Origin of the sequence: Nocardioides sp. NPDC051685, from assembly GCF_044453405.1 — a bacterium.
Lineage (GTDB): Bacteria > Actinomycetota > Actinomycetes > Propionibacteriales > Nocardioidaceae > Nocardioides.
The window spans coordinates 38811-63230 of record NZ_JBITCR010000013.1 but is presented as its reverse complement, the minus strand read 5'-3'; the positions used below and the strand labels follow the sequence as shown (position 1 = coordinate 63230).

Sequence of the window (24420 nt, the reverse complement as noted above, 5' to 3'; positions counted from 1 at the left end):
CATGACCGGGAACGCGATCAGCAAGCCGCTCCCCGAGCCGACCGACGTCTCGGCCCGCTATTGGGAGGGTCTCGAGAGTGGCGAGATCTGGATCCAGTACTCGCCCTCGACGCAAGCCTGGGTCTTCTACCCTCGCGCGTTCGCACCGGGGAGCCTGGCAGACGACCTCGAGTGGCGCCAGATCTCCGGCGCCGGCGAGGTCTACACGTTCACGATCAGCCACCGGCCCACCATGCCGGCCTGGGCTGACGAGCTGCCCCAGGTCATAGCCGTCGTGCGTTGGGACGAGGGCCCGCATGTGGCGACCGAGTTGGTCGGGGTGGCGCCCGAGAAGGTCCGAGTCGGGCTTCGAGTCCGGCCGGTCTTCGTCCAGCGCGACGGAGTCACTCTGCTGCACTACACATCCGAGGAGCACGAATGAAGACCGAGATCAGCGTCGACCCGCCCCCGCTCGAAGTGCCACGGCAGCTGTTCGAGCTGATCGGGACAACCACATGGACGGGGGAGGGACAGGTAAGAGCGCGCGACTTCCAGCGATGGGCCCTTGCCGTGGGTGAGACCAACCGGCTCTACTTTGATCTCGACGCGGCTCGCGCGGCCGGCTACGACGCCCTGGTGATGCCGCCGATGTTCCTGCCCATGGTCGTCCGGCCGCTCAAAGCACTCGCGGACCTTCGTGAGGACGGCAGTGTGCCGGAGTACGACCTGCCGGGCCTCCCGGCTCGACGAATGGCGGGCGGGGATCGCTTGACCTACGCGCGAGTGGTCTTGGACGGAGAGCACCTGACCGCGGAGCGGGTGCTGAGCGAAGTCGTGGCCAAGCGCGGCCGCTCGGGGGACTTCCTCCTTGCGACGTGGACAACGACGTACCGCGCCGGCGCGGGCGAGCACGTGGCCGAGACGACGTTCTCCCTGGTGGCGCGATGAGTGCGGCGGCAAGTGTTCAGCCCGGAGACGCGCTCCCGGAGCTGGTGACGCGCGTGGGCGAGGTTCAGGCATTCGCCTTCAGCGCGGCTACCCACAACCCTCATCGCATCCATTACGACCTGTCCTGGGCGCGGGACCGGGAGGGATATCCCGGCCTCGTGGTGCAAGGACCTCTGCAGACAGCCCTGATGGTGCGGCAGGTGACCGACTGGGCGGGACCCCGAGCGCGCGTCGAGTCGGTTGCCATCAGCAACCGCGCCATCGCGCACGTCGGCCAAGAGCTCATCTGCCGTGCCGAGGTGCAGGATGTGTCGCCCGCGGAGCCCGGTTCGCGGGTAGTCATCGCCGTCACCTGCAGGCGCGACGACACCGTGTTGGCCGAGGGTCAGATAGTCGTGCTTCAAAGCTCCTGACCTGCACGTCCTCCTCGGCCTCCTTGTGTACAGCCGAGAAAATGTGAGTTACGCTACAGGGGATCCTGACTGGTCAGGATCCCCTGTAATGCTTTCAACAAGAGGAGTGGAAATGAGTCTTCAGGCAGCCGAGGTCCGACAGGCCAACAAGGAAGTCGTGCAGCGTGTCTACGACGCGGTGGCATCGGGTGATATCGCGACGTTCCTTGCCCAATGTGCTGAGGACATGGTGCTGGTCGAAGCCGACTCCTTGGCGGTCGGCGGCACCTACCGAGGGCGGGAGTCGGTCCTGGGGTGCATCGGTCAGCTCGCCGAACACTACGACTGGTCGACGCTGGAGGTGGCGGAGCTGGTGGCCGATGGCGACGAGCGCGTCGCCGCCCTCGTCTCGGTCAAGGCGGCCGGGCCGGACAGGGCTGTCTTCGAGATCTCGGAGTGGTGGCTCGTGCGAGATGGCAAGGTCGTCGAGTGTCGGCCCTTCTACCTCGACACGCAGCGAATGAACGAGGTGCTCGCAGCGAATGCCGCAGCGCGCGCTGACGGCTGAGGGGTGTGGGGAAGTCCCGTGAGCACAGTGCTCCGCGTTGTCGGCGAACTGTGCCCACGGGCCCCGCTCCAGGGTCTGGTCAACCGACCATCGTGAGCCCGCCGCTCACGCTGAGCACCTGGCCGGTGACGAAACCGGCCAGGTCCGAGGCGAACCACAGTGCCGCCCCGGCGATGTCCTCTGGTTCGGCGATGCGCCCCATGGGGGTCGCCCGGGCGAGGGCTTCGCGCTTGTGCTGCGGGAGGTCGGCGAGGAGCGGGGTCCGCGTCGGCCCAGGGCACACACAATTGACGTTGATCCCGTAGCGCGCCACCTCGCGCGCGAGGGACTTGGTGAACGAGATCATCGCGCCTTTCGTGCCCGCGTAGACGCTCTCGCCGGAGTTGCCCACCCGGCCGGCATCGCTCGCGATGTTCACGATGGTGCCTCCCGCGCCTTCGGTCACCATCGCCGTCAAGAACGCATGGGTCACCTGAACCGGACCGCGGTAGTTGACGTCGATCAGGAGTGGCCACACGTCCGCGGTGTTCTCCAGAAAGGGGCCGAAGCGATCGACCCCGGCGCAGTTGACGAGGATGTCGACCCTCGAGTGTTGGCGCAACACCTCGTCACGAAGGCCCAGGACGGCTGAATTGTCCTGAATGTCGACGCCGTGGCCCGTCGCTCGACTGCCCGTGGCAGCGCTGATCGAGTCCGCGGTTTCGACGGCTTCGCGCGCGTCATGACCGACAACCGCGACCGCGGCGCCGGCGTCGGCCAGTGCACGGGCGATCGCCCTTCCGATGCCTGAGGTTGCGCCGGTCACGACGGCACTTCGCCCGGCCAGATCGATGGAAACGCTCATGCTCGATTCTCCCTGCATGCCGGCCCGGTGGACGGCCGGGCCGAACTCTAGTAGTATACTGTCCGATCAGTACCCTATCAGGTGAAGAGGTGGCATGGGATCCGCAATGCTTCTCGGCGGGCGGCGTACACCGTTCGGTCGACGCAGAGGACGACTTGCAGGGGAGCACCCTGCGGAGTTGCTGGGGCGCCTGACCCGGTCGACGCTCGAGGTGCTCGACATCGACCCACGCGAGGTCGACCAGGTCCTGACGGGATGCGTGACGACCGCGGGCGACCAGGCCAACAACGTGGGACGCACCGCGTGGCTGACAGCGGGCCTGCCCGCGGAGGTAGCGGCCACGACGGTCGACGCCAAGTGCGGCTCCAGTCAGCAGGCGGTCCACCTGGGCGCAGCGCTCGTGGCCAGCGGCCAGGCCGACGTCGTGGTGTGCAACGGCGTCGAGCACATGAGCAGCCACCCGCTCGGCCAAGACGTCGGAACCGGCATGGGCGACCCGTACGCAGCGCCCTACCGGGCGATCTACGAAGTCACCAGCCAAGGCGAGGCTGCTGAGCGCATCGCCACCCGATGGGGGCTGGACCGACAGCGTTGCGACGAGATCGCCGTCGCCTCGCAGCAGCGCGCTGCCGCCGCCATCGCTGGGGGTCGGCTGGCCGCCGAGATCCTGGCGGTGGGCGACGTCGAGACCGACGAGGGACCGCGGCCGTCGACAGCGGAATCGCTCGCGGCGCTGTCACCGGTCTTCGCCGAGGACGGCGTACTCACCGCGGGCAACTCGTCCCAGGTCTCCGACGGGGCGGCCTGCGTGGTCGTCGTATCGGAGGCATACGCCGCGAGGCGAGGCCTCGCCCCGCTGGCAGAGATCGAGCACCAGGTGCTGGTCGGCGTCGATCCAGTCATCAAGCTCACCGGACCCATCCCCGCCACCGCCACGATCCTGAAGCGCTCAGGTCTGGGTCTGGACGACATCGGCGTGGTCGAGGTCAACGAAGCGTTCGCAAGCGTGCTCGGCGCATGGCTCGACGAGTTCGACCGTCCTCTGGAGTCGGTGAATGTGAATGGCGGCGCTATCGCCCTCGGCCACCCGGTCGGCGCCAGTGGCGCCCGCCTGATCCTCACGGCTGCCACGGAACTAGGCGTCGCGGGCCACGAGCGGGCCCTCGTGACGATGTGCTGCGGGGGCGGACTCGGCACCGCCACGATCCTCCGGGCGGCGCGATGACGGGCGCGAGCGACGTCGGGCCGTTGCGGGTCGTGCGCGACGGGCACATCGAGGTGTGGACCATGGCTCTTCCCGAGCAACGCAACCCCATTACCGGGCCCGACATGGTCACAGCGATGGTGGCCGCGGTCGACGCCGCCGAGCGTGACCCCGAGGTGCGATGTGTCGTACTCACGGGGGAGGGGCCCGCGTTCTCCGCCGGTGGCAACATCAAGGAGATCCGAGCCGGACTCGGGTACTTCGGTGCAGCTCCGTTCGAGGCAGCCCAGGGGTATCGCGACGGCATCCAGCGGCTTGCCCGCGCCGTGCAGGGCCTGGAGCTGCCCATCGTCGCCGCCGTGAACGGGCCAGCCGTCGGCGCCGGGTGCGACCTCGCCATGATGTGCGACCTTCGGGTGGCCTCGACACGCGCATCATTTGCTGAGAGCTTCGTCAAGCTCGGTCTGATCCCTGGTGACGGTGGAGCCTGGCTGTTGCGGCGCGCTGTCGGTCCGGCGCGGGCCGCGGAGATGACACTGACCGGCGACGCCGTGGACGCCGCGCAGGCGCTGGAGTGGGGCTTGGTGAGCGAGGTCTGCGAACCGGACGAGCTGCTTGACCGTGCACTGTCGTTGGCGAACCGGATCGCGGTGAACCCGCCGCGTGCTGTCCGGACCGCCAAGCGGCTGCTGCGCGACGCCGAGCACCAGCGATTCGGTGACGCCCTGACGGTGGCCGGGGCCGCTCAGGCGATCGCCCACCAGAACTCCGAGCACCGCGAGGCCGTGGGCCGTAGGTCACCGGACGAGGTGCGTACGTCATGACGGGATCCTCGCTTCCCAGCTCCCCTGAGCGCGTGCTGCCGCCACCGGGAGATCTCCAGGCCATGCGGCAATACGTCCGGGACTTCGTGGCCGAGGAGCTGCTCCGCGGCGGCTTCACCCCTCAGGTCGACGGCTGGATGGGTGGGTTCGACCGCGACTTCAGCCGCCGAGCCGCGGCTGCAGGTCTGGTCGGGATGACGATTCCCGTCGAGTACGGCGGGCTGGGCAGGACGTTCCTCGAGCGGTTCGTGGTCACCGAGGAACTGCTCGCCGCGGGTGCGCCGGTCGCAGCACACTGGTTCGCAGACCGACAGATCGCCCCCAGCCTGCTGCGCCACGGGAACGAGGAGCAACGTCGCCGGATCCTGCCCGGCATCGCCGCCGGCACCACCAGCTTCTCGATCGGCATGTCCGAGCCCGAGTCGGGCTCAGACCTGGCCTCGGTGCGCACCCGTGGCCGTCGAGTCGAGGGCGGCTGGCTGATCAACGGCAGGAAGGTGTGGACCTCCCACGCCCATCGGGCGGATCTCATTCTGGTCCTGGTGCGGACCACGGCTGGCTCCGAGAGGCATCAAGGCTTGAGCCAGGTGCTGATCGACCTTGCGGCCCCCGGGATCCAGATCAGCCCGATCATTTCGATGAACGGTGCGCACGACTTCAACGAGGTGGTCTTCGAAGACGTGTTCGTGCCCGACCGTGACGTCGTGGGCGCGCTCGGCGAGGGCTGGCGGCAGGTCGTCTCCGAGCTGGGCTTCGAGCGCAGTGGTCCGGAGCGTTTCCTCTCGGTCCAGCCTGTCCTGGAGGAGGCCGTCGCGATGATCCGATCGGGCCAGCTCACGCGCCCGCCAGAGCTCGGGAGAGACCTAGCACGGTTGATGGCCCTGCATCACGCATCGACCTCGGTGGCTGAAGCGCTCACCGCAGGCACCGCCGCGGACGAGCTCTCCACTGCGGTCAAGCTGACGGGTTCGAGCCTTGAGGGCGACATCCTCGAGCACATTGCCGCCGTCGTCGACGGCTCCGATCCTGCCCTCGGCCGACTGTGTGCCCTGCTCGACGCGGGCCTGTTGGCTCGTGCCGGGTTCACGCTGCGCGGTGGCACCAACGAGATCCTCCGCGGCATCCAGGCCCGTGCACTTGGTCTGCGGTAGCCCGGGCCCGGCCGGTCAGCAACATCGACACTCACAGGAGTCCTCCCATGTTCCATCTGCCGCAGTCGCAGCGCACCGCCGATGCCGAGGTCATCGCCCTGGTTGAAGAGGTCATGGCGGATTGGTCCGCAAGTCACGCATGCTTGCCCGGCGTTCTCGACCGTGAGTTGTGGCAACATCTCGCCCGTCTTGGACTTGACGAGCTCACGTCGACGGCCGGCGGGACCTGGGTCGACTCGGTCGCGCTCCTTCGAGCTGCCGCCCGTCACGCGGTTCCGGCACCCCTTGTCGAGCACGATCTCCTAGCCCGTTGGGTCTCCGAGCACGCTGGAATACCGGTCGTCGGGATCGGGTCGGGGGCGGCGTATCAGCCGATCTCACCTCGTGACCCGCATGTGATCACCGCTCGAGTTCCGTGGGCTGGTCTCGTGGACAGTCTGGTCGCTGTGTGGAGGCACGGCGATGAAGCCTCGGCCTGTGTGGTCGCGGTTGACGATCCGGCGGCCACCGTCGTAGAGGGGACCGATCTGTCCGGACGGCGGGTCGACCGAGTGCGCATCGACACGCATGGGATCAGTACGCCGCAGAGGATCGACCCCTCGGTAGCAGAGGCGCTCGAACTGCGCGGTGCGCTGGCCCGCGCCGCGCAACTGACCGGTGCCATGGCGTCCTGCGTCGACCTTGCCTCCGCGTACGCGGTGGAGCGGGAGCAGTTCGGTCGACCGATCGGAGCTCACCAATCGGTTCAACGGCTCGTTGTGGACGCTGCCGTCGAGACCACCTTGGCGGCGAGCGCTGCGGATGCGGCAGCGTGGGAGGTCGACCACGGCACGGCGGAATCGTCGCGCCTGTCAGCAGCCGCTGCCGTCTCGGTCGCGTGGCACGCCTCATCCGTGGTCATCCGCAACGCGCATCAGGTGCTAGGGGCTATGGGCACGACAGCCGAGCACGCCTTGCAGCGACGAACCCGCGCGATGCTCGCGTGGCGCTCCGACTACCGGGGTGGGCAGCACTGGGACGCCGAGATCGCAGGCGCAGTCGAGGGTGGCAGCGCACCTGTGTGGTCGGACCTGGTCCCTGCTTCATCTCAGGTGACGAGTCGATAGTCAGGATCGAGACATCGGCGCATGTTCGAAGATCTCGTCGCCAACCGTAGAGACATCGCAATCGGAGCCTCCCGCGCAGCCAACGAACTCGTCTCAGGGGACGTCTTCCCCTGAGACGACCACGGGTCTGGACAACGCCTGAGGGCCACGAGACCGGGCAGCTTCACGCGCTCCGCGCGTAGGCGATCCCGACACCATCATGCCGACACCGCATGGTCCCCGGATGAGTCCACGTCGACCAGGGCGGGGGCCAGGTCGTCGGTCAGCCCTACGATGGATGCAAACAGCCCGGTATCTGTCGTGAGTTTCCCTGGACGGCGTGATCGAAGGGTTCACCCAGACCAAGCAGATCAACGTCAGTTTCGAACAACTGAGCACCGCAGCGAGAATGGTCAGCGGAGGATTGCTGCAGGGGAACCAGAGACGATCGTCATCGTCGACGGGGCGCCCGGCGATCGGCCGCTTCAGCGGCATCTTCAGGGACGTTGCCAGGCTTTGATGTCGGTGGATTCGCGACGGATAAGACGCTGCCGAACCGGCGGAGCTTGTAGACGAGCCAACGCTACGGTCCCGACCGACGTGCAACCAAGTAGAGGTCGAGTCATCAGACGGGAGACGACGGTCGTCGACGAGCAAGAGACTCGCTATCTGACGCCCGCGGAAACCAGCTTCATCCCATCGGCACTCAGGCTACGCGTGTCGGCAGTTCCGATGTGAACGCCAGTTGCTGATGAACGGTGGCTAATAGCGACGGTAGCCACACGGCAAGCACGTCCAGGGTCAACCAAGTCGAACGAAGCTCGGGTGTCTTGGTTAACCGGCAGCGCGCTTGGAACGAGTGGGTGGCTCTGCGGGGCCCTCGCCATCGTCGCGGTTGTAGATGTGTTTCTTGATGTGCTCGTCGGCGAGGTCTTTACGGCCCGTGGCTGTGAGGACTCGGGAGAAGTCGAGGCTGGGGATGTCATCGTAGGGGGCTGCTTTCATGGCGATCTCGGCTGCTTCGCGGGCGATCTCGTGTTCGTGTTTGGCGAGAGCTCGGTTGACGACGACGTGGGCTGTGTCGGCGACCATAGAGACGGCGATGTGGTCGTGGCGCTGACCGTCGAGGGGACCGCTACATATCAGCTGCACTCCGGGACCACCATGGCTGGTGCCCAAGGTTCAGGGCATCCAATCCGCTCCGTGCTGGTTGGCCGAGGTTCGCAAGGGTTTCCCGAGGCGTCGAGAACTTCACGACGGTGCAGGGGTCGACGGGGTCGAACGTCGCTACAGCAGATTGAGGGCGAGATACCATGCCCGATCGCATGCCCCACGTGCAGACCCCGACATGTTGGTGTGCGTGATAGACCGCCTTGCCTGGGCATTCCCGGCGACCTCGCCGTGCTAGATCGTGAACTGTGGGGCGATACACCTGGCTCCTTCCGACTATCAACCAGGCCCGTGCCAGGCCTAGCACGGATCGGGCGCTCGTTGCCTCGTTGCGGCGTGCGTTTCGATGAGGTCGGGTTCCAGCGCAACCTGAACGAGCCGACGACGGGCCTAGATCGCAGAGGCGCCCCGGCCCAGCGCGCCGCGCGGGACAGGTGTCGTGTCTTACCGAGGGAGATTGTGGTAGGTGGTCCATGGGCACATCATGGGGACGAGACGCCGAAAAGCGGCGGCTGGCGCTGGAAGACGTTGAGAGGTGTCTTCGCAGGTCAGCCACCGCTTTCGGTGACTACTGACAGAGGCTGGAAAGTGCCGGATCAGATGTCGTAGTAGAGCTCGAACTCGTGCGGGTGCGGGCGGAGCTGGATCGGGAGGATCTCGTCGTTGGTCTTGTAGTCGATCCAGGTCTCGATCAGGTCGGGGGTGAAGACGTCGCCCACGGTGAGGAAGTCGTGGTCGCTCTCCAGCGCCGACAGCACGGCACCGAGGGAGGTCGGCACCTGGTTGATCTCGGCCATCTCGTCCGGCGGCAGCTCGTAGATGTCCTTGTCGATCGGAGCCGGCGGCTCGATCTTGTTCTGGATACCGTCGATGCCGGCGAGGAGAAGGGCCGAGAAGGCGAGGTACGGGTTCGAGGACGGGTCCGGGAACCGGGTCTCGACGCGCTTGGCCTTCGGGTTGGTGCCGGTGATCGGGATGCGGACCGCGGCGGAGCGGTTGCGCGAGGAGTAGACCAGCGAGATCGGAGCCTCGAAGCCCGGCACCAGGCGGTGGTAGGAGTTCACGGTCGGGTTGGTGAACGCGAGCACCGACGGGGCGTGCTTCAGGATGCCGCCGATGTACCAGCGGGCCATGTCGGAGAGGCCGCCGTAGCCGGTCTCGTCGTAGAACAGCGGCTCGCCGGCGTTCCAGATCGACTGGTGGACGTGCATGCCCGAACCGTTGTCACCGAAGACGGGCTTCGGCATGAAGGTGACCGTCTTGCCGGCCTCCCAGGCGGTGTTCTTGACGATGTACTTGAACTTCATGACATCGTCGGCAGCCTTGAGCAGGGTGTCGAACTTGTAGTTGATCTCGGCCTGGCCGGCGGTGCCGACCTCGTGGTGGGCGCGCTCGACGAGCAGGCCGGAGGCCTCGAGGTTCTTGACCATGACGTCGCGCAGGTCGGCGAAGTGGTCGGTGGGGGAGACCGGGAAGTAGCCGCCCTTGTAACGGGTCTTGTAGCCCAGGTTGTCCGAGCCGTCGGGGTTCTTGTCGGCACCCGAGTTCCACCAGGCCTCGACGGAGTCGATCTTGTAGAACGACTCGCCCTCGGAGGTGTTGTAGGCGACCTTGTCGAAGATGAAGAACTCCGCCTCGGGGGCGAAGAAGGCGGTGTCACCGATGCCGGTCGAGGCGAGGTACGCCAGCGCCTTGCGCGCGATGTTGCGCGGGTCGCGCGAGTAGGCCTCGCCGGTGATCGGGTCGTGCACGAAGTACATCAGCGCGAGGGTCTTCGCGGTGCGGAACGGGTCGATGTAGGCAGTCGTGACGTCCGGGTACAGCGCCATGTCGGACTCGTTGATCGCCTGGAAGCCACGGATCGACGAACCGTCGAAGGCCATCGGCTCCAGGTTGAACGACGACACCGGCACCGTGAAGTGCTGCTGAACGCCGGGAAGGTCGACGAAACGGATGTCGACGAACTCGACCCCCTCGTCAGAGATGAACTTCAAGAGCTCGTCGTCAGTGCTGAACATCAATCCTCCTTGGCTCACCCGGGCGGGAAGAGCCAGATAGGTCTCTCGCGATCGAGGCCGGACCCTGATGGACCCGACCGTGCCACGCAAACTACGAAGGGACGGTTGCACAGGAGTGTCGCAAATGTTTCAGCCATGTAACAGGTTGTGTGATTTGAACGGCAACCATCCCGATCTCATCCCTCAAGACGTTGCCGCCTACCCTTGCTGGCGTGACCAGTTCCGCCACCCCTGTGACACCTACTCTGCCTTATCCCACCGCGAGCTGGGGAAGGCGCGTCCTGGCGCTCTTCGTCGACTGGCTCGCCTCGTCGCTGGTGGCGTCGGTCTTTCTCGGCGTACGGGCGCTGCCGTTCGGGTCGCTGCTCGCCGGTGTCGACCCGCGGCCGACCGACAATCTGTGGATCCTGGTCGTCTTCATCGTGCAGACCGCGGTCTTCACCACGCTCGGCGGCGGCTCGTTCGGCAAGCTGATCACCCGGCTGCGTACGGTTCGGGTGACCGCTGGCGAACCGGACGCTCGACCGCCGGATCCGCTGCGGAGCATCGCCCGCCAGATCCTGATCGTGCTCGTCGTACCGCCGCTGGTCTTCCGACCCGACCGGCGCGGGCTGCACGACCTGGCGGCCGGAACCGCGACCGTCACACTTCAGACCTATCGACACGTGTTTCGTCGGGTGAGTTGAGCGCCTTCCGCAGGTAGGTTGGAGCGGTCAGCCGCAGGCAGCGGCAAACACGAAGGGAAGCTCAATGACGCTCAACCGTACTCTCGGGCCACGTGGCCTCTGGCGCCGCGCCGCTGTGGCGGGCGTGCTGGCCGTATCGCTCTCGGGCCTGGTGGCCTGTGGTGGCGGTGGTGGGGCCGGCGGCGCCAGCGAGGGTGGCACGGTCTCGGCCGAGGACATGACCGATGTCATGAAGAAGGCCACCGACATCGACACCGCGCACTTCACCACGAAGATGGACGCGAAGGCCTCGGGCCAGACGGTCTCGATGACCGGCGAGGGTGACATCCAGAAGGAGCCGCCGGCCCAGCACTCCACCATGAAGATGAGCGGCGGCTCGATGAACATGGACCTGGAGACGATCCTCGTCGACGAGAAGATCTACATCAAGGGCATGATGGGCGACTCGTGGATGACCGCGAGCGCCGACGACCTCGCCAAGATGGGCGGCACCAGCCTGGAGTCGATGAGCAACCCGCTCGCCTTCTTCGAAGGTATGGAGGAGTCGATCAAGAGCGCCAAGTTCGAGGGCGAGGAGAAGCTCGACGGCACCGACACCAAGCACTACAGCTTCACCGTCGACTCCGCGGCGCTCGCCAAGAGCCTCGGGTCGACGAGCAGCAGCCTGCCCAAGACGATCGACCAGGACATCTGGGTCGACGGCGACGGCCTGCTCCGCAAGGCCGACGTCGGCATGGGTGACATGGGCACCGTCGAGATGGTGCTGTCCAAGCACGGCGAGGACGTGACGATCGAGGCGCCGCCCGCCGATCAGGTCACGGACATGCCGAACCTGGGCGGCTGACAGCCAGGTCGTACGCAGCAGGGCCGGTCCCCGAACGGGGACCGGCCCTCTGCCGTTTCCGGGCACGGTCTTCGTGGCACTGTGCTCGCATGACTCTCGACCCCGAAAGCACCCGGCAGATCGAGGCGAACCGGGCACGCCGGCCCGGGTGACTGGTATTGGTCGTGCAACGCTTCTGGAACTTCGCCCACGCATCGGAATCCATGTGCGCTGTCGCGTTGGTGGGATGTGGTCCGGAGGCGTCTACCTCGCACGCATCCACTCACGTACTCAAGGGCTCGCTTGAGCGGATCGAGTCCACTCACCTGAAGATGTCGATGAACGTTGGTCCGACGCCCGACGAGGCGATCTATATCTCGCTGGATGCCAAAGCCACGGTAGGGGATGAGGCGCCCTCACAAGCGAGATGGAGTTTCGCCGGCACGAAGCTTGGCTCGAAGGTCGTCGACGTGAGGGTTCCTGACAGCGACGAGGCATACCTGAGCTACACCGACTATGGAGCGGAAGAGAACTGGATTCGGGCGTCAAACGTCAAAGAGCTCGCGTTGCGCGACGAGATCGCCCGCCCGTTGGACATGGTGGAAGCCATCGCGCGGGATCTAGACGGTGCGACCTACGAGGGTGACGATCCGTCGGGGCGATGGAACTCGACGTGGAAATGAAGTCCGGGACGTTCCGGCCCATGTACCTGTGAGTAATGGACGGGAACGTCCCGGACTATCCATTCAAGAACGGGTCAGCGGCCGCGGAGGTTGCCGCGCATGCCCTTCATCGAGGTCGGGACGGGACCCTTCGGGATCGGCATGGCGCCACGGGTGGCGTCGACGGCCTTGAGGCGGTTGAGGATGTCGGTGATCTCGGGGCCGGAGACGTTGCGGCCGATCTTGGTGACGTGCTTGGTCAGCTGCGGCAGCGGCACCTCGTCCTCGCCGTTGCCGGCGACGACGGTCGTGATCGGCACGTCGGAGAGAACGCGGGCGTGGGTGCGCTTGGTGCTGGCCAGCAGGGAGCGGACCTTGCTCGGGCTGTTGCCCTCGCCGACGAGGACGACTCCCGGAGGGCCGACGACGCGGTGCACCAGCGTCTGGCTGCGCGGCTCGACACCGACGGCCTGGGTGACGGTCCAGCCACGGCGGAGCATGGTCAGGGCTGCGTACCCGCCGCCGATCTGGCCCTCCAGCCGGGAGTACATCACCTTCTGGGCGCGCCGCGAGAAGACCACCATGGCGGCGAGCAGGCCGGCCAGGAGAGCGCCGACGATCGTGAAGATCCAGGAGAAGACGCCCTCACCGGGCAGGAGCCAGAAGATCACGCCGGCGACCGCGGCGACGACCACGAAGATCGAGCCCAGGATGAGGCCGATCTTGGGGTCTGACTGCTTGGTGAGCTTGTAGGTCTCCACCATCTGCTGGCGGCGACTCATGCTGCTCGGGTCGGTCTGGGACATCTTCCTCTTTCAGTTCTCGTACGCAGGGACTCAGGAAGCCACGGAGGAGGCGTCGCGCGCCTCGATCGCCTGACGGTACAGCCGACCGGCCCGGTAGGACGAACGCACGAGCGGTCCGGACATGACACCGGAGAAACCGATCTCCTCGGCCTCGGCCTGCAGCTCGATGAACTCCTCGGGCTTGACCCAGCGCTCGACGGGGTGGTGACGCACGCTCGGGCGCAGGTACTGCGTGATGGTGATCAGCTCGCAGCCGGCCGCGTGCAGGTCACGCAGCGCCTCGGAGACCTCTTCGCGGGTCTCGCCCATGCCGAGGATCAGGTTGGACTTGGTGACCAGGCCGAAGTCGCGGGCCTGGGTGATCACGTCCAGGGAACGCTCGTAGCGGAAGGCCGGACGGATCCGCTTGAAGATCCGCGGAACGGTCTCGACGTTGTGGGCGAGGACCTCGGGACGGGACTCGAAGACCTCGTTGAGCAGCTCGGGGATGCCGTTGAAGTCGGGGATCAGGTTCTCGACGCCGGTCTCGGGGTTGAGCTCGTGGATCTGCTTGACCGTCTCGGCGTAGAGCCAGGCCCCGCCGTCGGCGAGGTCGTCGCGGGCGACACCGGTGATCGTGGCGTACTTCAGGCCCATGGTCTGCACGGACTCGGCCACCCGGCGCGGCTCGTCGCGGTCCAGGTCGGTCGGCTTGCCGGTGTCGATCTGGCAGAAGTCGCAGCGGCGGGTGCACTGGTCGCCGCCGATGAGGAAGGTGGCCTCGCGGTCCTCCCAGCACTCGAAGATGTTGGGGCAGCCGGCCTCCTGGCACACCGTGTGCAGGCCCTCGGACTTCACCAGTGCGGTGAGCTCCTTGTATTCCGGCCCCATCTTCGCTTTGGTCTTGATCCACTCCGGTTTGCGTTCGATCGGAGTCTGCGCGTTGCGGACCTCGAGACGGAGGAGCTTGCGACCTTCTGGGGCAGGAGCTTGAGTCACCCGACAAGCGTACGCCGCGTGGGGTTGGAACCCCGAAGCCAGGAGGTTACTGGACGGTCACTCCGGTTCAGCCCAGGCTCGGAGTGAGTAGCGGAACCCGCGGAGTCTTCGCCGGATCGGGCTTCGGCTCGAGGCTCGGGCCCTGGTCGTAGTCGCGCCAGGAGAGCATCTCGGCGATCTGCTCGTGGAGCACAGGCATCGCCTCGGCGTTGCCGATCTGCCGGCCCGCCTCGATCGAGAGGGTGGTCACCCCTGCGTCGGAGATCCCGCACGGCACGAACCGCTCGTACCACCCCAGGTCGACGTCGCAGTTGAGCGAGATGCCGTGCATCGTCACGTGCTGGCTCACCCGCAGCCCGATCGCCCCGACCTTGCGCTCCAGGCGGCGTACGCCGTCCGGGGTCTCGCCCGCGGGCAGCCACACGCCGCTGCGTCCCGGGACCCGGTAGGCGGTGACGCCGAACGCGGCACAGGTGAGGATCATGGCCTGCTCGAGGCGGCGTACGAAGTCGACGACCTTGACCTTCTCCGGCAGCCGCACGATCGGGTAGGCGACGATCTGGCCGGGGCCGTGGTAGGTCACCTCGCCACCACGGTCGACATCGATCACCGGCGCGCCGCCGGGATCCGCAGGACGGTCCTCCGGCTTCGTACGCTTCCCGGCGGTGTAGGTCGGCGGGTGGTCGAGCAGCAGCACGGTGTCGGGCTCTTCGCGGTCCACGACGCGCTGGTGGATCTGCTTCTGCATCTCCCAGGCGTCCAGGTAGTCGATCGTCCCGACCTCAACGAAGCGCAGCTCAGTCACACCGTGATCGTACGCCGGGTCGGATAACGGTTTGGCGACAACCCCGCGCGGGTAAAGAGATTGTGAGCAGAATGCGCGTGTTTCCACTGACTGCGCTCGGGAGCGATCAGTCTTCGGCTCAGTCTTGAAAGGCACAGACGTGCGTACCACCCAGAACCGCCGCCGCCTCGCGGCGGCCGCCCTCGCGCTCGCCGCGATGTCCACCTTCGCCGCCTGCGGGAGCGAGGGCTCCGCAAAGTCGGGGGACACCGGCTCCGACGCCGCGCCCGCGATCGACCCGGGCACCAAGCTCTCCGGCGACGAGGCGGAGAAGCTGATCGACACCGCCGTCGAGTCGATGTCGACGGTCCACGTGGAGATCGACGTCAAGGCCGTGGAGGACGGAGCGAGCGTCAACGCCACCACCGTCGGCGACTACCAGAAGGAGCCGGTCGCGTCCCAGACCAAGCTGACGGCCGAGCAGGACGGCACCCAGACCGTCATGGAGATCATCGCCATCGACGAGACCACCTACCTGCGGATGGACGACGACAAGGAGTGGATGAAGGACGACGGCATGTTCAGCGGGATGGTCGCCGCCCTGACGCCGAGCCCGTTCACCCTCGTCGACGCCGTGCGCGACGAGCTCGCCGACGACTCGACCACCTACGTCGGTCAGGAGAAGGTCGACGGCGCCGACCTCGCCCACTACTCCTTCGCCGTCGGTGAGGACGTCACCGGTGAGGGCGACGGCGACCTCGACGGCTGGTTCGACGCCGATGGCCGGTTGACGCGTCTCTCCCTGGCGATGGGCGAGGACAACGAGATCAGCGTCGACCTCAGCAAGCACGGCGAGAAGCTCACCATCACCGCGCCGGCGGCCGAGGAGCTGATGGACGACGCCTGAGGCGTACGTCGAAATGAGACGACGCCCCGGAGCCAGTGGCTCCGGGGCGTCTGTCTGCTCTTACGTAGATCTCGACCCGCGGTTGCGGCTTCGCAAGCTCAGCCGCACGCTCGCTCGATCTCTTCGCGTTGTGACCCTGCTCGTTCCTCGCAGGGTCACAGGCTCAGATCTCGAACTGAGCCGCCTCGAGACGCTTCTTGACGTCCTGGAGGAAGCGGCCGGCGTCGGCACCGTCGACCAGGCGGTGGTCGTAGGTGAGCGCGACGTTGACCATGTAGCGCACCGCGATCGTCTCGCCGAGGTCCGGGTCGTCGATGACGACCGGACGCTTCACGACCGCACCCGGGCCGAGGATGGCGACCTGCGGCTGGTTGATGATCGGGGTGTCGAAGAGCGCACCGAACGAACCCAGGTTGGTGATCGTGAAGGTGCCGCCGGAGAGCTCGTCCGGGGTGATCTTGTTGTTGCGCGTGCGGTCGGCGACATCGGCGATCTTCTTCGCGATGCCCGCGATCGACAGGTCACCGGCGTCCTTGACGACCGGGGTCAGCAGACCCTTCTCGGTGTCGACGGCGAAGGCGATGTTCTCGCGGTCGTAGTAGGTGACCGTGCCGGCCTCGAGGTCGATCCCGGCGTTGAGCTTCGGGTGCACCTTGAGCGCGTCGATCGCGGCCTTGGCGAAGAACGGCAGGTACGTCAGCTTGACGCCCTCACGCTGCAGGAACCCGGCCTTGTTGGCCTCACGCAGGCGGGCGATGTTGGTGACATCGACCTCCATGACCTGGGTCAGCTGAGCGGCCGTGTGCAGCGACTCGGTCATCCGCTCGGCGATCACCTTGCGCAGACGCGAGATCTTCTCGGTGGTGCCGCGCAGCGGCGACGGGGCAGCGGGGGCGGCGGAGGCGGCCGGAGCAGCCGAGGCCGCGGGAGCGGCGGCTGCCGGGGCAGCGGCCGGAGCCGACTTCGCGGCGGCCGCCTGGAGGATGTCCTCCTTGCGGATGCGGCCACCGACGCCGGAACCCTGGACGGTGTCGAGGTCGACGTTGTGCTGGGCGGCGAGCTTGCGTACGAGCGGGGTCACGTAGCCGCCGGGCTGGATGGCCGGGGAACCGTCGGTGGACGGCGCGGCGTGAGCCGGGGCCGCGGGAGCGGCGGGGGCGGGAGCGGCAGGAGCCGGAGCGGGCGCGGCGGCGGCCGGAGCGGGCGCGGGGTCCGGGGCAGGAGCCGGCTCGGGGGTGGGCTCCGGGGCCGGGGCCGGGGCGGCGGGCGCGGGCTGGGCGGCCGGAGCGGCGCCGGCGTCACCGACGAGCGCGAGCACGGCGCCGACCTCGACGGTCTCGTCCTCGGCGACCTTGATCTCGAGCAGGGTGCCGGCGACCGGCGAGGGGATCTCGGTGTCGACCTTGTCGGTGGAGACCTCGAGCAGCGCGTCGTCGACCGCAACGGTGTCGCCGACCTGCTTGAGCCAGCGGGTGACGGTGCCCTCGGTGACCGACTCACCCAGCGCGGGGAGGGCGACCTCGGTGGCGTTGCCGCCGGCGGCAGGCGCGGCGGGCGCAGCCGGAGCGGCGGGCTCGGCCGGAGCTGCCGGGGCAGCAGCCGGGGCTGCCGGCGCCTCGGGCTCGGCGGCCGGGGCCGGAGCGGCAGCCTCGGGCTCGGCCGCGGGAGCGGCGGGCTCCGCGGGTGCGGAGCCCGCGCCGGCCTCGTCGGCCGCGCCGATGACGGCGAGCAGGCCACCGACCTCGACGGTGTCGTCCTCGGCGGCCTTGATCTCGAGCACGGTGCCCGCGACCGGCGAGGGGATCTCGGTGTCGACCTTGTCGGTGGAGACCTCGAGCAGGGCCTCGTCGACCGCAACGGTGTCGCCGACCTGCTTGAGCCAGCGGGTGACGGTGCCCTCGGTGACGGACTCGCCGAGTGCCGGGAGAGTTACTTCGGTGGCCATGGGTTCCTTCGTTCTACGTCTGTTCGTTGCTCTACTTGTATGTCCGGACACGCGCGCCGCCACGACCGGGCCCGAGGGCTCGGCGAGGAGACTCTGTGAGAAGAGAGGCGCATCGGTCTGGGCCGACACCTGCCCGACGCACTCATGATGCCGCCGGAAGAGCGGCCAAGGGCGTCGATCACGGGCCCATCTTGTCACTACCCCCGCAGCGCTGTGTCAACCGGACCACTACTGATCGGTAGCCATCTCGCGTACGTAGTCCACCAGTGTTGCCACCGCCACACCCGTGCCTCCGGGAGTGAGATGGCCCGAGGCGCCCCCACTGTTGAAGGAGGGCCCGGCGATGTCGAGATGGGCCCAGGGGAGGCCGCCGGTGAACTCGCGCAGGAACGCGGCCGCGTACAGCCCACCGCCCCAGCGGATCCAGTCGTGCTGGTTGAGATCGGCCACCTTAGAGGAACGGATTCGCTCGTCCATCCATTCCGGGATCGGCATCGGCCACATCTGCTCGCCGGCCACGTCGGCGGCGGCGAGGACGCGGTCGACGACGTCCTCGGAGCCGAGCACGCCGCTGACCCGGTCACCCAGCGCCATCACCATGTGACCGGTCAGGGTGGCCACGTCGATGACGACGTCCGGGGAGACCTCGGTCGCCCGCACCAGCGCGTCGGCGAGGATCATCCGTCCCTCGGCGTCCATGTTGGAGACCTCGACGGTCGTGCCGCCGTAGTGGGTGACGACGTCGCCGGGCCGGAAGGACGAGCCGGAGATCATGTTCTCGGCCATCGGCACGAACGCGGAGACCTTCACCGGCAGCCCGAGGCGGGCGATCGCGAAGGTCGCCTGGGCCACGGCGGCCGCACCGGCCATGTCCGACTTCATCGTGGACATCGAGCTGCCCGGCTTGATCGTGAGGCCGCCGGAGTCGAAGGTGATGCCCTTGCCGACCAGCGCGATGTGGCCGCGCGCGTCGTCGGGGGAGTAGGTCAGCTCGACCAGGCGCGGCTTGGCCGCCGAGCCCATCCCAACGGCGAGGATGCCGCCGCAGCCCAGCTCGGCGAGCTGCTTCTCGTCGTAGACGGTCGTCTCGACGCCCTCGACCAGGCCGGCCACGTGCACGATGGCGTCGGCGAACGCGGGCGGAGTCAGATCGGCGGGCGGCACGTTGACCCATTCGCGGGTGCCGGCGATCGCCTGCGCGAGGATCTGCGCCTCCTCGAAGGCGGTGACCGCGTCCGTACGTCGTGCGATCGCGCTCAGGAATGCGACGTCGCTCGGTCCCTTGCCGTCCTCGCCCGACTTGCCTCCACCCGACTTGCCTCCGCCCGACTTGTAGGAGGTGAAGGTGTAGCCGCCGAGGAGGTAGCCCTCGGTGACCGCGCGCACCAGGTCGGGGGTGTCGGCCGGAAGGGACACGGCGACGGAGGTCGCGTTGGGCACCGCTCGGGCGGCGGCACCGGCGGCGCGGCGTACGGCATCGGGTGAGTAGGTGCCGTCCTTGTCGGGCCGCCCGAGACCGACCAGCACCAGGAGCTGGGCGCCTATCTCCCCGCCCGCGGGCAGACGGGTGACCTCGCCGGCCTTGCCGCTGACGCCGAGGGTGGCGAGCATCCCGCGCCACCGACGGCCGTAGGCGGCCTTGACGTCCTCCGCGCCGGCGGTGACCTCCACGTCCTTCGCGCCCTGGCCGATGCCGACGACGACCGCCTCGGCACGAGTCTTGGCAGGAGAGGCGGTACGCAGCGTGTAGGTGATGTCAGGCAGGGTCACGCAGTGCAGTGTAGGTGTGGCGCGCCCGGAGGGGGCGTGGACCGGGCTGTGTCGGGGAGGTGCGATAAGTTCGCATCATGGCTGATGAGACCTCCACGGGGGGCGGGTCGGAGCTGCTCCAGTCCCCTCTGCACGAAAAGCACCAAGGACTCGGTGCGAAGTTCGGCGAGTTCGGCGGCTGGTCGATGCCGCTGGAATACGCCGGCGTCGTCAAGGAGCACACCGCAGTTCGTGAGGCCGTCGGGGTCTTCGACGTCAGCCACCTCGGCAAGGTCATGATCAGCGGTCCGGGTGCGGCCGCCTTCGTCAACGCCTCGTTCACCAACGACCTCGACCGGATCAAGCCGGGCAAGGCGCAATACACGCTGTGCTGCGACGAGGAGACCGGCGGCATCGTCGACGACCTGATCGCCTACTACCGCGACGACGAGCACGTCCTGATCGTCCCCAACGCCGCCAACACCCCCGAGGTCGTGCGCCGGCTCGAGGCGACCGCGCCCGAGACGATCACCCTCGCCGACCACCACCGCGACTACGCGGTGCTCGCCGTCCAGGGGCCGAAGTCCGACGAGCTGCTCGAGGCGGTCGGTCTGCCGGCCGGTCACGAATACATGTCTTTCGTGGAGGCCGCCGCTCCCGATGTGCTCGGCGAGGAGATCGGTGTGGTCGTGTGCCGCTCGGGCTACTCGGGTGAGCGTGGCTACGAGCTGATCGTCGCCAACGAGGCCGCCGGCGCGCTCTGGGACGCGCTGCTGTCCCGGGGCGAGGAGCTCGGCGCGGTGCCGTGCGGCCTCGGTGCCCGCGACACCCTGCGCACCGAGATGGGCTACCCGCTCCATGGGCAGGACATCACCATCGACGTCACGCCCAACGAGGCCGGCCTCGGCTGGGCCGTCGGCTGGAAGAAGGAAGCCTTCTGGGGCCGCGACAAGCTCGTCGCCGAGAAGGAGGCCGGCCCGAAGCGCGCCCTGCGTGGCATCGTCGCCGTCGGCCGCGGCATCCCGCGCCCGCACATGACCGCTTCCCTGACCGCTGACGTACCGGTCGGCGAGGTCACCTCCGGCACCTTCTCGCCGACGCTGAAGAAGGGCGTCGGCCTGGTGCTCGTCTCGACCACGGTCAACCCCGAGGCCGAGATCGGCATCGACGTACGCGGCCGCCGCGAGATCTTCCAGCTCACCAGGCCGCCCTTCGTCCCTTCGCACGTTCGGGAGGGCTGATGAGCGAGCGTCAGCGAGCGACCATTCAGTCATTCATGCCGCCGCGTCCGTATTCTGGCGCTTGCGCTACGGAGGTGGTGGCATGAGCATCCCGGACGTACCTTCGGTGTTCAAGCAGCCGACGGCCGCCGAGCGGCCGTGGTGGTGGCAGCTGGTCGACGCCTCGGGCGCCGAGGTGCCGGTCGACGGAGACCTCGCCGGCCAGCGCTTCGCCAACCAGAGCGACGCCGAGTCGTGGGTGGGCGAGGTCTGGCAGGAGCTTCTGGACGCGGGCGTGGCCGCGGTGGTGCTGTTCGAGCACGACCGGCAGGTCTACGGCCCGATGAAGCTGACCGCATGACCCGCTTCGAGTTCCGTCAGGTCGACGTCTTCACCGACGAGCCGCTGCTGGGCAACCCGGTGGCCGTCGTGCACGGGGCCGACGACCTCACCGACGAGCAGATGGCCGCGTTCGCGCGGTGGACGAATCTGTCCGAGACCACCTTCCTCGTGCCCCCCACGGAACCGGCGGCCGACTACCGGCTGCGGATCTTCACGGTCGGCGGCGAGCTGCCGTTCGCGGGTCACCCGACGCTCGGGTCGGCGCACGCGTGGCTCGAGGCGGGCGGGGAGCCCCAGGGTGCGAACCTGGTCCAGGAGTGTGGCGTCGGGCTGGTCGAGCTGCGCCGTGACGGGCGGATCGCGTTCGCCGCGCCCGAGCTGATCCGCGGCGGCGAGGTCGACGAGGAGACGCTGGGCGCCATCGCGAAGGGGCTGCGGATCTCCCGCGACGACATCCTGGGCGCGCAGTGGTGCGACAACGGACCGGGCTGGGTCGGGGTGATGCTCGCCGACGCGGAGGCCGTGCTGGCGATCACGCCCGACCACGCCGTGCTGGGGGATCACAAGGTCGGGCTGGTCGGCCGCTACCCCGAGGGCAGCGAGTGCGCGGTCGAGGTCCGGGCGTTCTACCCGGCCGACGGCGTCGCCTTCGAGGACCCGGTCACCGGGTCGCTCAACGCCGCGCTCGGGCAGTGGCTGGCGGGTTCGCAGCTCCCGGAGGCGTACGTCGCCTCTCAGGGGACCGTCATGAAGCGGCGCGGCCGCGTCCATGTCGAGCGCGCGGCCGACGGAGCGGTGTGGGTGGGCGGAGACACACTGACCACCATCCGTGGCACGGTCGAGCTCTGACCTAGGCTGGGGCCGTGCAGTCCTACCTTGATCTCTTGACCCGCATCCTCGACGAGGGTGTGGAGAAGTCCGACCGCACCGGGACGGGCACGATCAGCGTCTTCGGTCACCAGACCCGCTACGACCTGGCAGAGGGCTTCCCGCTGCTGACCACGAAGAAGGTCCACACCCGTTCGGTCTTCGGTGAGCTGCTGTGGTTCCTGCGCGGCGACACCAACGTGCGCTGGCTCCAGGAGCGCGGCATCACGATCTGGGACGAGTGGGCCGACGAGAACGGTGACCTGGGCCCGGTCTACGGCTACCAGTGGCGCTCCTGGCCCACGCCGGACGGCCGTCACGTCGACCAGATCGCCCGGATCATCGACCAGATCAAGCAGGACCCGGACAGCCGCCGCCACGTCATCAGCGCCTGGAACCCGGCCGACATCGACGACATGGCACTGCCGCCGTGCCACACGCTGTGCCAGTTCTACGTCGCCGAGGGCAAGCTGAGCGTGCAGCTCTACCAGCGCTCCGCCGACGTGTTCCTCGGGGTGCCGTTCAACATCGCCTCCTACGCCCTGCTCACCCACATGGTGGCCCAGGTGACCGGCCTGGAGCCCGGTGAGTTCGTACACACCCTCGGCGACGCCCACCTCTACAGCAACCACGTCGAGCAGGCCCGCCTCCAGCTCACCCGCGAGCCGCGGCCGTTGCCGAGGCTGCGGCTCAACCCGGAGGTCAAGGACATCGACGCCTTCGAGCTCGAGGACATCGCGGTGGAGGGCTACGATCCCCACCCCGTCATCAAGGCCCCCATTGCCGTCTGAGACCGAGTCACGGCGCGTCGTCATGGTCGCCGCCGTGGCCGACAACGGCGTCATCGGCAACGGCCCCGACATCCCCTGGAAGATCCCCGGCGAGCAGGCCGAGTTCAAGGCGATCACGATGGGCCACACGCTCGTCATGGGCCGCACCACCTTCGAGTCCATCGGCCGTCCGCTTCCCGGCCGCACGACTGTCGTCGTGACCCGAGACAAGACCTGGTCGTACGACGGTGTGCTCGTCGCCCACGACATCGACTCCGCCCTCGCCCTGGCCGCGGGGGAGCAGGGCGACACGATCATCGCCGGCGGCGCGCAGGTCTACGCGGCCGCTCTGCCGTACGCCACCGAGCAGGTCATCACCCAGGTCCACCTGACCCCCGAGGGAGATGTCCTCTACCCGCCCTTCGACGAGGCGGAGTGGGTCGAGACGAAGCGCGAGCCGCACGAGACGTATGACCGGGTGTTCCTGGCCCGCGTCGAGGTTCCTGGGGCGGGACGGCGGGTCCGACCAGACCGGCCACCAGCCAGACTTGATCGTGGGCTCGGTTGCGGCAGCGGCCTTTCGCGGGACCAGTAGCAGCCGCGCTGCCAGAGGGATCCGTTTCAGTGCGCTATGACTGAGGATCCGAGTTTGTGAACGATTCACAAACTCGGATCCTCAGTCATAGCGGCCGGACAGTCCTCTTGCCGCGGGGCGACCCCGATGCAGACACTTCCCCGCTTGAGCGGGGAACTCGCAGGTCAGCACAGTGAGCCGTTCGTCTTTGCGTCGATGACCCGCTGGATGAGGTCGGTGGTCGAGATTCCTGATGTGCGAGGGACGTACTGGAGCTTGCCTGCGGTGACTGTGGCGCCATAGACGGCCTCGGCGGCTTCGGGGCTGAGGTCGTCGCCGTGGACCACGTGGCAGCCCGAAGCAACTCAACGTGGCCCGCGTGAAACAGGTCGCCGACCATGTCGACGTAGACCCGCGAGGTCCCCGAGCGCGGTGTCAGAGCGTCCACGCCGACACATCATTCCCCTCATTTCTGTCGGCGCTCGCACGTATGTTCGGCACATGTGGATCAGTACGACCGAGGCTGTGCTCCGGCTCGCCGACGTGCACGTGCTGGGCGAAGCCCAGGCGAAGCGGGTGTTGCGTGCGGGGCTGGCCGGACCGCGGCACCGGGTCGGGTCGGCGTACTTCTATGAGAACGAACGCTTCGAGGAGCTGCTTGCGCGACCGAGGTGCAGTGACGAGGTGCTCGACCGACGGCAGCCGTTCATCGCCCGCGTCGGACGGCAGCGGCCGCTCGACCTGAAAGCCACCTGGGAGGAGCAGGCCGCGGTGATGGGCACCGGCTGGCACCTGCCGCTGCTCACCGCATTCCAGATCGCCGTCCGCAAACCGCTTCCGCTGGTGGCGACCCTCGGCGCCTGGGTGGTCTTCACCGCCGACCTCGTCGGCCTCAACCGGGCAGACCTACGACTCGAGCCACCCGGCGATTGGGAGGCCGAGTTCGCCCATACTTGGCTTCCGATCGAGAACGGACCGACCTGGACGATCTGGGGAACGCCCGTGACGCCACGAGCCGATCCGATGAGCGTCGACTACGACGCGCAGGTCGCGGCCGATCGTGAGCGTCGGGAGCTGAGCTCCACAGCCCGCCTTCGCGCCCGAACGCGCGAGTAGCCAGCTCG

The 24420-nt window shown here is 67.9% G+C and carries 27 protein-coding genes; 19 read left to right on the top strand and 8 right to left on the bottom strand.

Annotated features, from left to right (window positions below; translation table 11 throughout):
* Window position 1: 1 nt before the first annotated feature.
* The 4 genes from ACIA03_RS26230 (at window position 2) to ACIA03_RS26215 (ending at window position 1887) form a co-directional block, all read left to right on the top strand.
* Window positions 2–421, top strand: a complete 420-nt coding sequence (locus ACIA03_RS26230) for a Zn-ribbon domain-containing OB-fold protein (protein WP_396988063.1) — start codon at window positions 2–4, stop codon at window positions 419–421.
* Window positions 418–927 carry a MaoC family dehydratase N-terminal domain-containing protein gene (locus ACIA03_RS26225; protein ID WP_396988061.1) on the top strand — a complete coding sequence of 170 codons (510 nt, stop codon included), beginning with the start codon at window positions 418–420 and terminating at the stop codon, window positions 925–927. Before ACIA03_RS26230 ends, ACIA03_RS26225 begins: the two co-directional genes overlap by 4 nt.
* Entirely contained in the window at window positions 924–1340 is a 417-nt protein-coding gene (locus ACIA03_RS26220) for a hypothetical protein (RefSeq protein WP_396988059.1), read from the top strand. The genes ACIA03_RS26225 and ACIA03_RS26220 overlap by 4 nt, the downstream gene beginning before the upstream one ends.
* A gap of 112 nt (window positions 1341–1452) precedes the next feature.
* Window positions 1453–1887, top strand: coding sequence for a nuclear transport factor 2 family protein (locus ACIA03_RS26215; protein WP_396988057.1), 435 nt, complete (start codon window positions 1453–1455; stop codon window positions 1885–1887).
* A 79-nt stretch (window positions 1888–1966) separates the two neighbouring features.
* Here ACIA03_RS26215 and ACIA03_RS26210 read toward each other — a convergent pair whose 3' ends face one another.
* A complete protein-coding gene (locus ACIA03_RS26210) occupies window positions 1967–2731 on the bottom strand; it encodes an SDR family NAD(P)-dependent oxidoreductase (protein WP_396988055.1) in 765 nt (254 codons plus the stop codon).
* A 94-nt stretch (window positions 2732–2825) separates the two neighbouring features.
* Between ACIA03_RS26210 and ACIA03_RS26205 the strand changes: the two genes are divergently transcribed.
* From ACIA03_RS26205 to ACIA03_RS26185, 5 genes are all read left to right on the top strand, one after another.
* Window positions 2826–3956: a thiolase family protein gene (locus ACIA03_RS26205; protein ID WP_396988053.1), complete on the top strand. Its 1131-nt coding sequence runs from the start codon at window positions 2826–2828 to the stop codon at window positions 3954–3956.
* Window positions 3953–4759, top strand: a complete 807-nt coding sequence (locus ACIA03_RS26200; protein WP_396988051.1) for a crotonase/enoyl-CoA hydratase family protein — start codon at window positions 3953–3955, stop codon at window positions 4757–4759. Before ACIA03_RS26205 ends, ACIA03_RS26200 begins: the two co-directional genes overlap by 4 nt.
* Window positions 4756–5910, top strand: a complete 1155-nt coding sequence (locus tag ACIA03_RS26195) for an acyl-CoA dehydrogenase family protein (RefSeq protein ID WP_396988049.1) — start codon at window positions 4756–4758, stop codon at window positions 5908–5910. The genes ACIA03_RS26200 and ACIA03_RS26195 overlap by 4 nt, the downstream gene beginning before the upstream one ends.
* Window positions 5911–5957: 47 nt before the next feature.
* On the top strand, window positions 5958–7016 hold the full coding sequence (locus ACIA03_RS26190) for an acyl-CoA dehydrogenase family protein (RefSeq protein ID WP_396988048.1): 1059 nt from the start codon (window positions 5958–5960) through the stop codon (window positions 7014–7016).
* A gap of 319 nt (window positions 7017–7335) precedes the next feature.
* Window positions 7336–7515, top strand: a complete 180-nt coding sequence (locus ACIA03_RS26185; protein WP_396988046.1) for a hypothetical protein — start codon at window positions 7336–7338, stop codon at window positions 7513–7515.
* Window positions 7516–7829: 314 nt separating this feature from the next.
* On the opposite strand, the gene ACIA03_RS26180 is transcribed toward ACIA03_RS26185, so the two are convergent.
* Window positions 7830–8174 carry a hypothetical protein gene (locus ACIA03_RS26180; RefSeq protein WP_396988044.1) on the bottom strand — a complete coding sequence of 115 codons (345 nt, stop codon included), beginning with the start codon at window positions 8172–8174 and terminating at the stop codon, window positions 7830–7832.
* Window positions 8175–8761: 587 nt separating this feature from the next.
* Window positions 8762–10183: a type I glutamate--ammonia ligase gene (glnA, locus tag ACIA03_RS26175; protein WP_396988042.1), complete on the bottom strand. Its 1422-nt coding sequence runs from the start codon at window positions 10181–10183 to the stop codon at window positions 8762–8764.
* 212 nt (window positions 10184–10395) lie between these two features.
* On the opposite strand from glnA, the gene ACIA03_RS26170 reads away from it, so the two are divergent.
* The 3 genes from ACIA03_RS26170 (at window position 10396) to ACIA03_RS26160 (ending at window position 12375) form a co-directional block, all read left to right on the top strand.
* Window positions 10396–10869 (top strand): RDD family protein, encoded by a 474-nt coding sequence (locus ACIA03_RS26170; RefSeq protein ID WP_396988040.1) that lies wholly within the window; start codon window positions 10396–10398, stop codon window positions 10867–10869.
* A 64-nt stretch (window positions 10870–10933) separates the two neighbouring features.
* Window positions 10934–11713, top strand: coding sequence for a DUF6612 family protein (locus ACIA03_RS26165; protein WP_396988038.1), 780 nt, complete (start codon window positions 10934–10936; stop codon window positions 11711–11713).
* Between the two features lie 164 nt (window positions 11714–11877).
* Window positions 11878–12375, top strand: coding sequence for a hypothetical protein (locus ACIA03_RS26160; protein ID WP_396988036.1), 498 nt, complete (start codon window positions 11878–11880; stop codon window positions 12373–12375).
* A 74-nt stretch (window positions 12376–12449) separates the two neighbouring features.
* Here ACIA03_RS26160 and ACIA03_RS26155 read toward each other — a convergent pair whose 3' ends face one another.
* The 3 genes from ACIA03_RS26155 to lipB form a co-directional block, all read right to left on the bottom strand.
* On the bottom strand, window positions 12450–13160 hold the full coding sequence (locus tag ACIA03_RS26155; protein ID WP_396988034.1) for a DUF4191 domain-containing protein: 711 nt from the start codon (window positions 13158–13160) through the stop codon (window positions 12450–12452).
* 30 nt (window positions 13161–13190) lie between these two features.
* Window positions 13191–14138, bottom strand: a complete 948-nt coding sequence (gene lipA, locus ACIA03_RS26150; protein ID WP_141794074.1) for a lipoyl synthase — start codon at window positions 14136–14138, stop codon at window positions 13191–13193.
* A 67-nt stretch (window positions 14139–14205) separates the two neighbouring features.
* Entirely contained in the window at window positions 14206–14943 is a 738-nt protein-coding gene (gene lipB / locus ACIA03_RS26145; protein WP_396988032.1) for a lipoyl(octanoyl) transferase LipB, read from the bottom strand.
* Window positions 14944–15082: 139 nt separating this feature from the next.
* On the opposite strand from lipB, the gene ACIA03_RS26140 reads away from it, so the two are divergent.
* Window positions 15083–15829, top strand: a complete 747-nt coding sequence (locus ACIA03_RS26140; protein WP_396988030.1) for a hypothetical protein — start codon at window positions 15083–15085, stop codon at window positions 15827–15829.
* Window positions 15830–15992: 163 nt separating this feature from the next.
* Here the strand turns inward: ACIA03_RS26140 and sucB are convergent, their stop codons facing one another.
* Both sucB and ACIA03_RS26130 read right to left on the bottom strand, forming a co-directional pair.
* Complete coding sequence (gene sucB / locus ACIA03_RS26135) at window positions 15993–17774, bottom strand: 2-oxoglutarate dehydrogenase, E2 component, dihydrolipoamide succinyltransferase (protein ID WP_396988028.1); 1782 nt, start codon at window positions 17772–17774, stop codon at window positions 15993–15995.
* Between the two features lie 228 nt (window positions 17775–18002).
* Entirely contained in the window at window positions 18003–19544 is a 1542-nt protein-coding gene (locus ACIA03_RS26130; RefSeq protein ID WP_396988026.1) for a leucyl aminopeptidase, read from the bottom strand.
* 77 nt (window positions 19545–19621) lie between these two features.
* On the opposite strand from ACIA03_RS26130, the gene gcvT reads away from it, so the two are divergent.
* The 6 genes from gcvT (at window position 19622) to ACIA03_RS26100 (ending at window position 24412) form a co-directional block, all read left to right on the top strand.
* Window positions 19622–20764: a glycine cleavage system aminomethyltransferase GcvT gene (gene gcvT, locus ACIA03_RS26125; protein WP_396988024.1), complete on the top strand. Its 1143-nt coding sequence runs from the start codon at window positions 19622–19624 to the stop codon at window positions 20762–20764.
* Window positions 20765–20846: 82 nt separating this feature from the next.
* A complete protein-coding gene (locus ACIA03_RS26120) occupies window positions 20847–21104 on the top strand; it encodes a hypothetical protein (RefSeq protein ID WP_396988022.1) in 258 nt (85 codons plus the stop codon).
* On the top strand, window positions 21101–21934 hold the full coding sequence (locus ACIA03_RS26115; protein ID WP_396988020.1) for a PhzF family phenazine biosynthesis protein: 834 nt from the start codon (window positions 21101–21103) through the stop codon (window positions 21932–21934). The genes ACIA03_RS26120 and ACIA03_RS26115 overlap by 4 nt, the downstream gene beginning before the upstream one ends.
* A gap of 14 nt (window positions 21935–21948) precedes the next feature.
* Window positions 21949–22743: a thymidylate synthase gene (locus ACIA03_RS26110; protein ID WP_396988018.1), complete on the top strand. Its 795-nt coding sequence runs from the start codon at window positions 21949–21951 to the stop codon at window positions 22741–22743.
* A gap of 22 nt (window positions 22744–22765) precedes the next feature.
* Window positions 22766–23317, top strand: a complete 552-nt coding sequence (locus tag ACIA03_RS26105; protein WP_396988016.1) for a dihydrofolate reductase — start codon at window positions 22766–22768, stop codon at window positions 23315–23317.
* 480 nt (window positions 23318–23797) lie between these two features.
* Window positions 23798–24412, top strand: coding sequence for a hypothetical protein (locus tag ACIA03_RS26100; RefSeq protein WP_396988014.1), 615 nt, complete (start codon window positions 23798–23800; stop codon window positions 24410–24412).
* Window positions 24413–24420 lie beyond the last annotated feature (8 nt).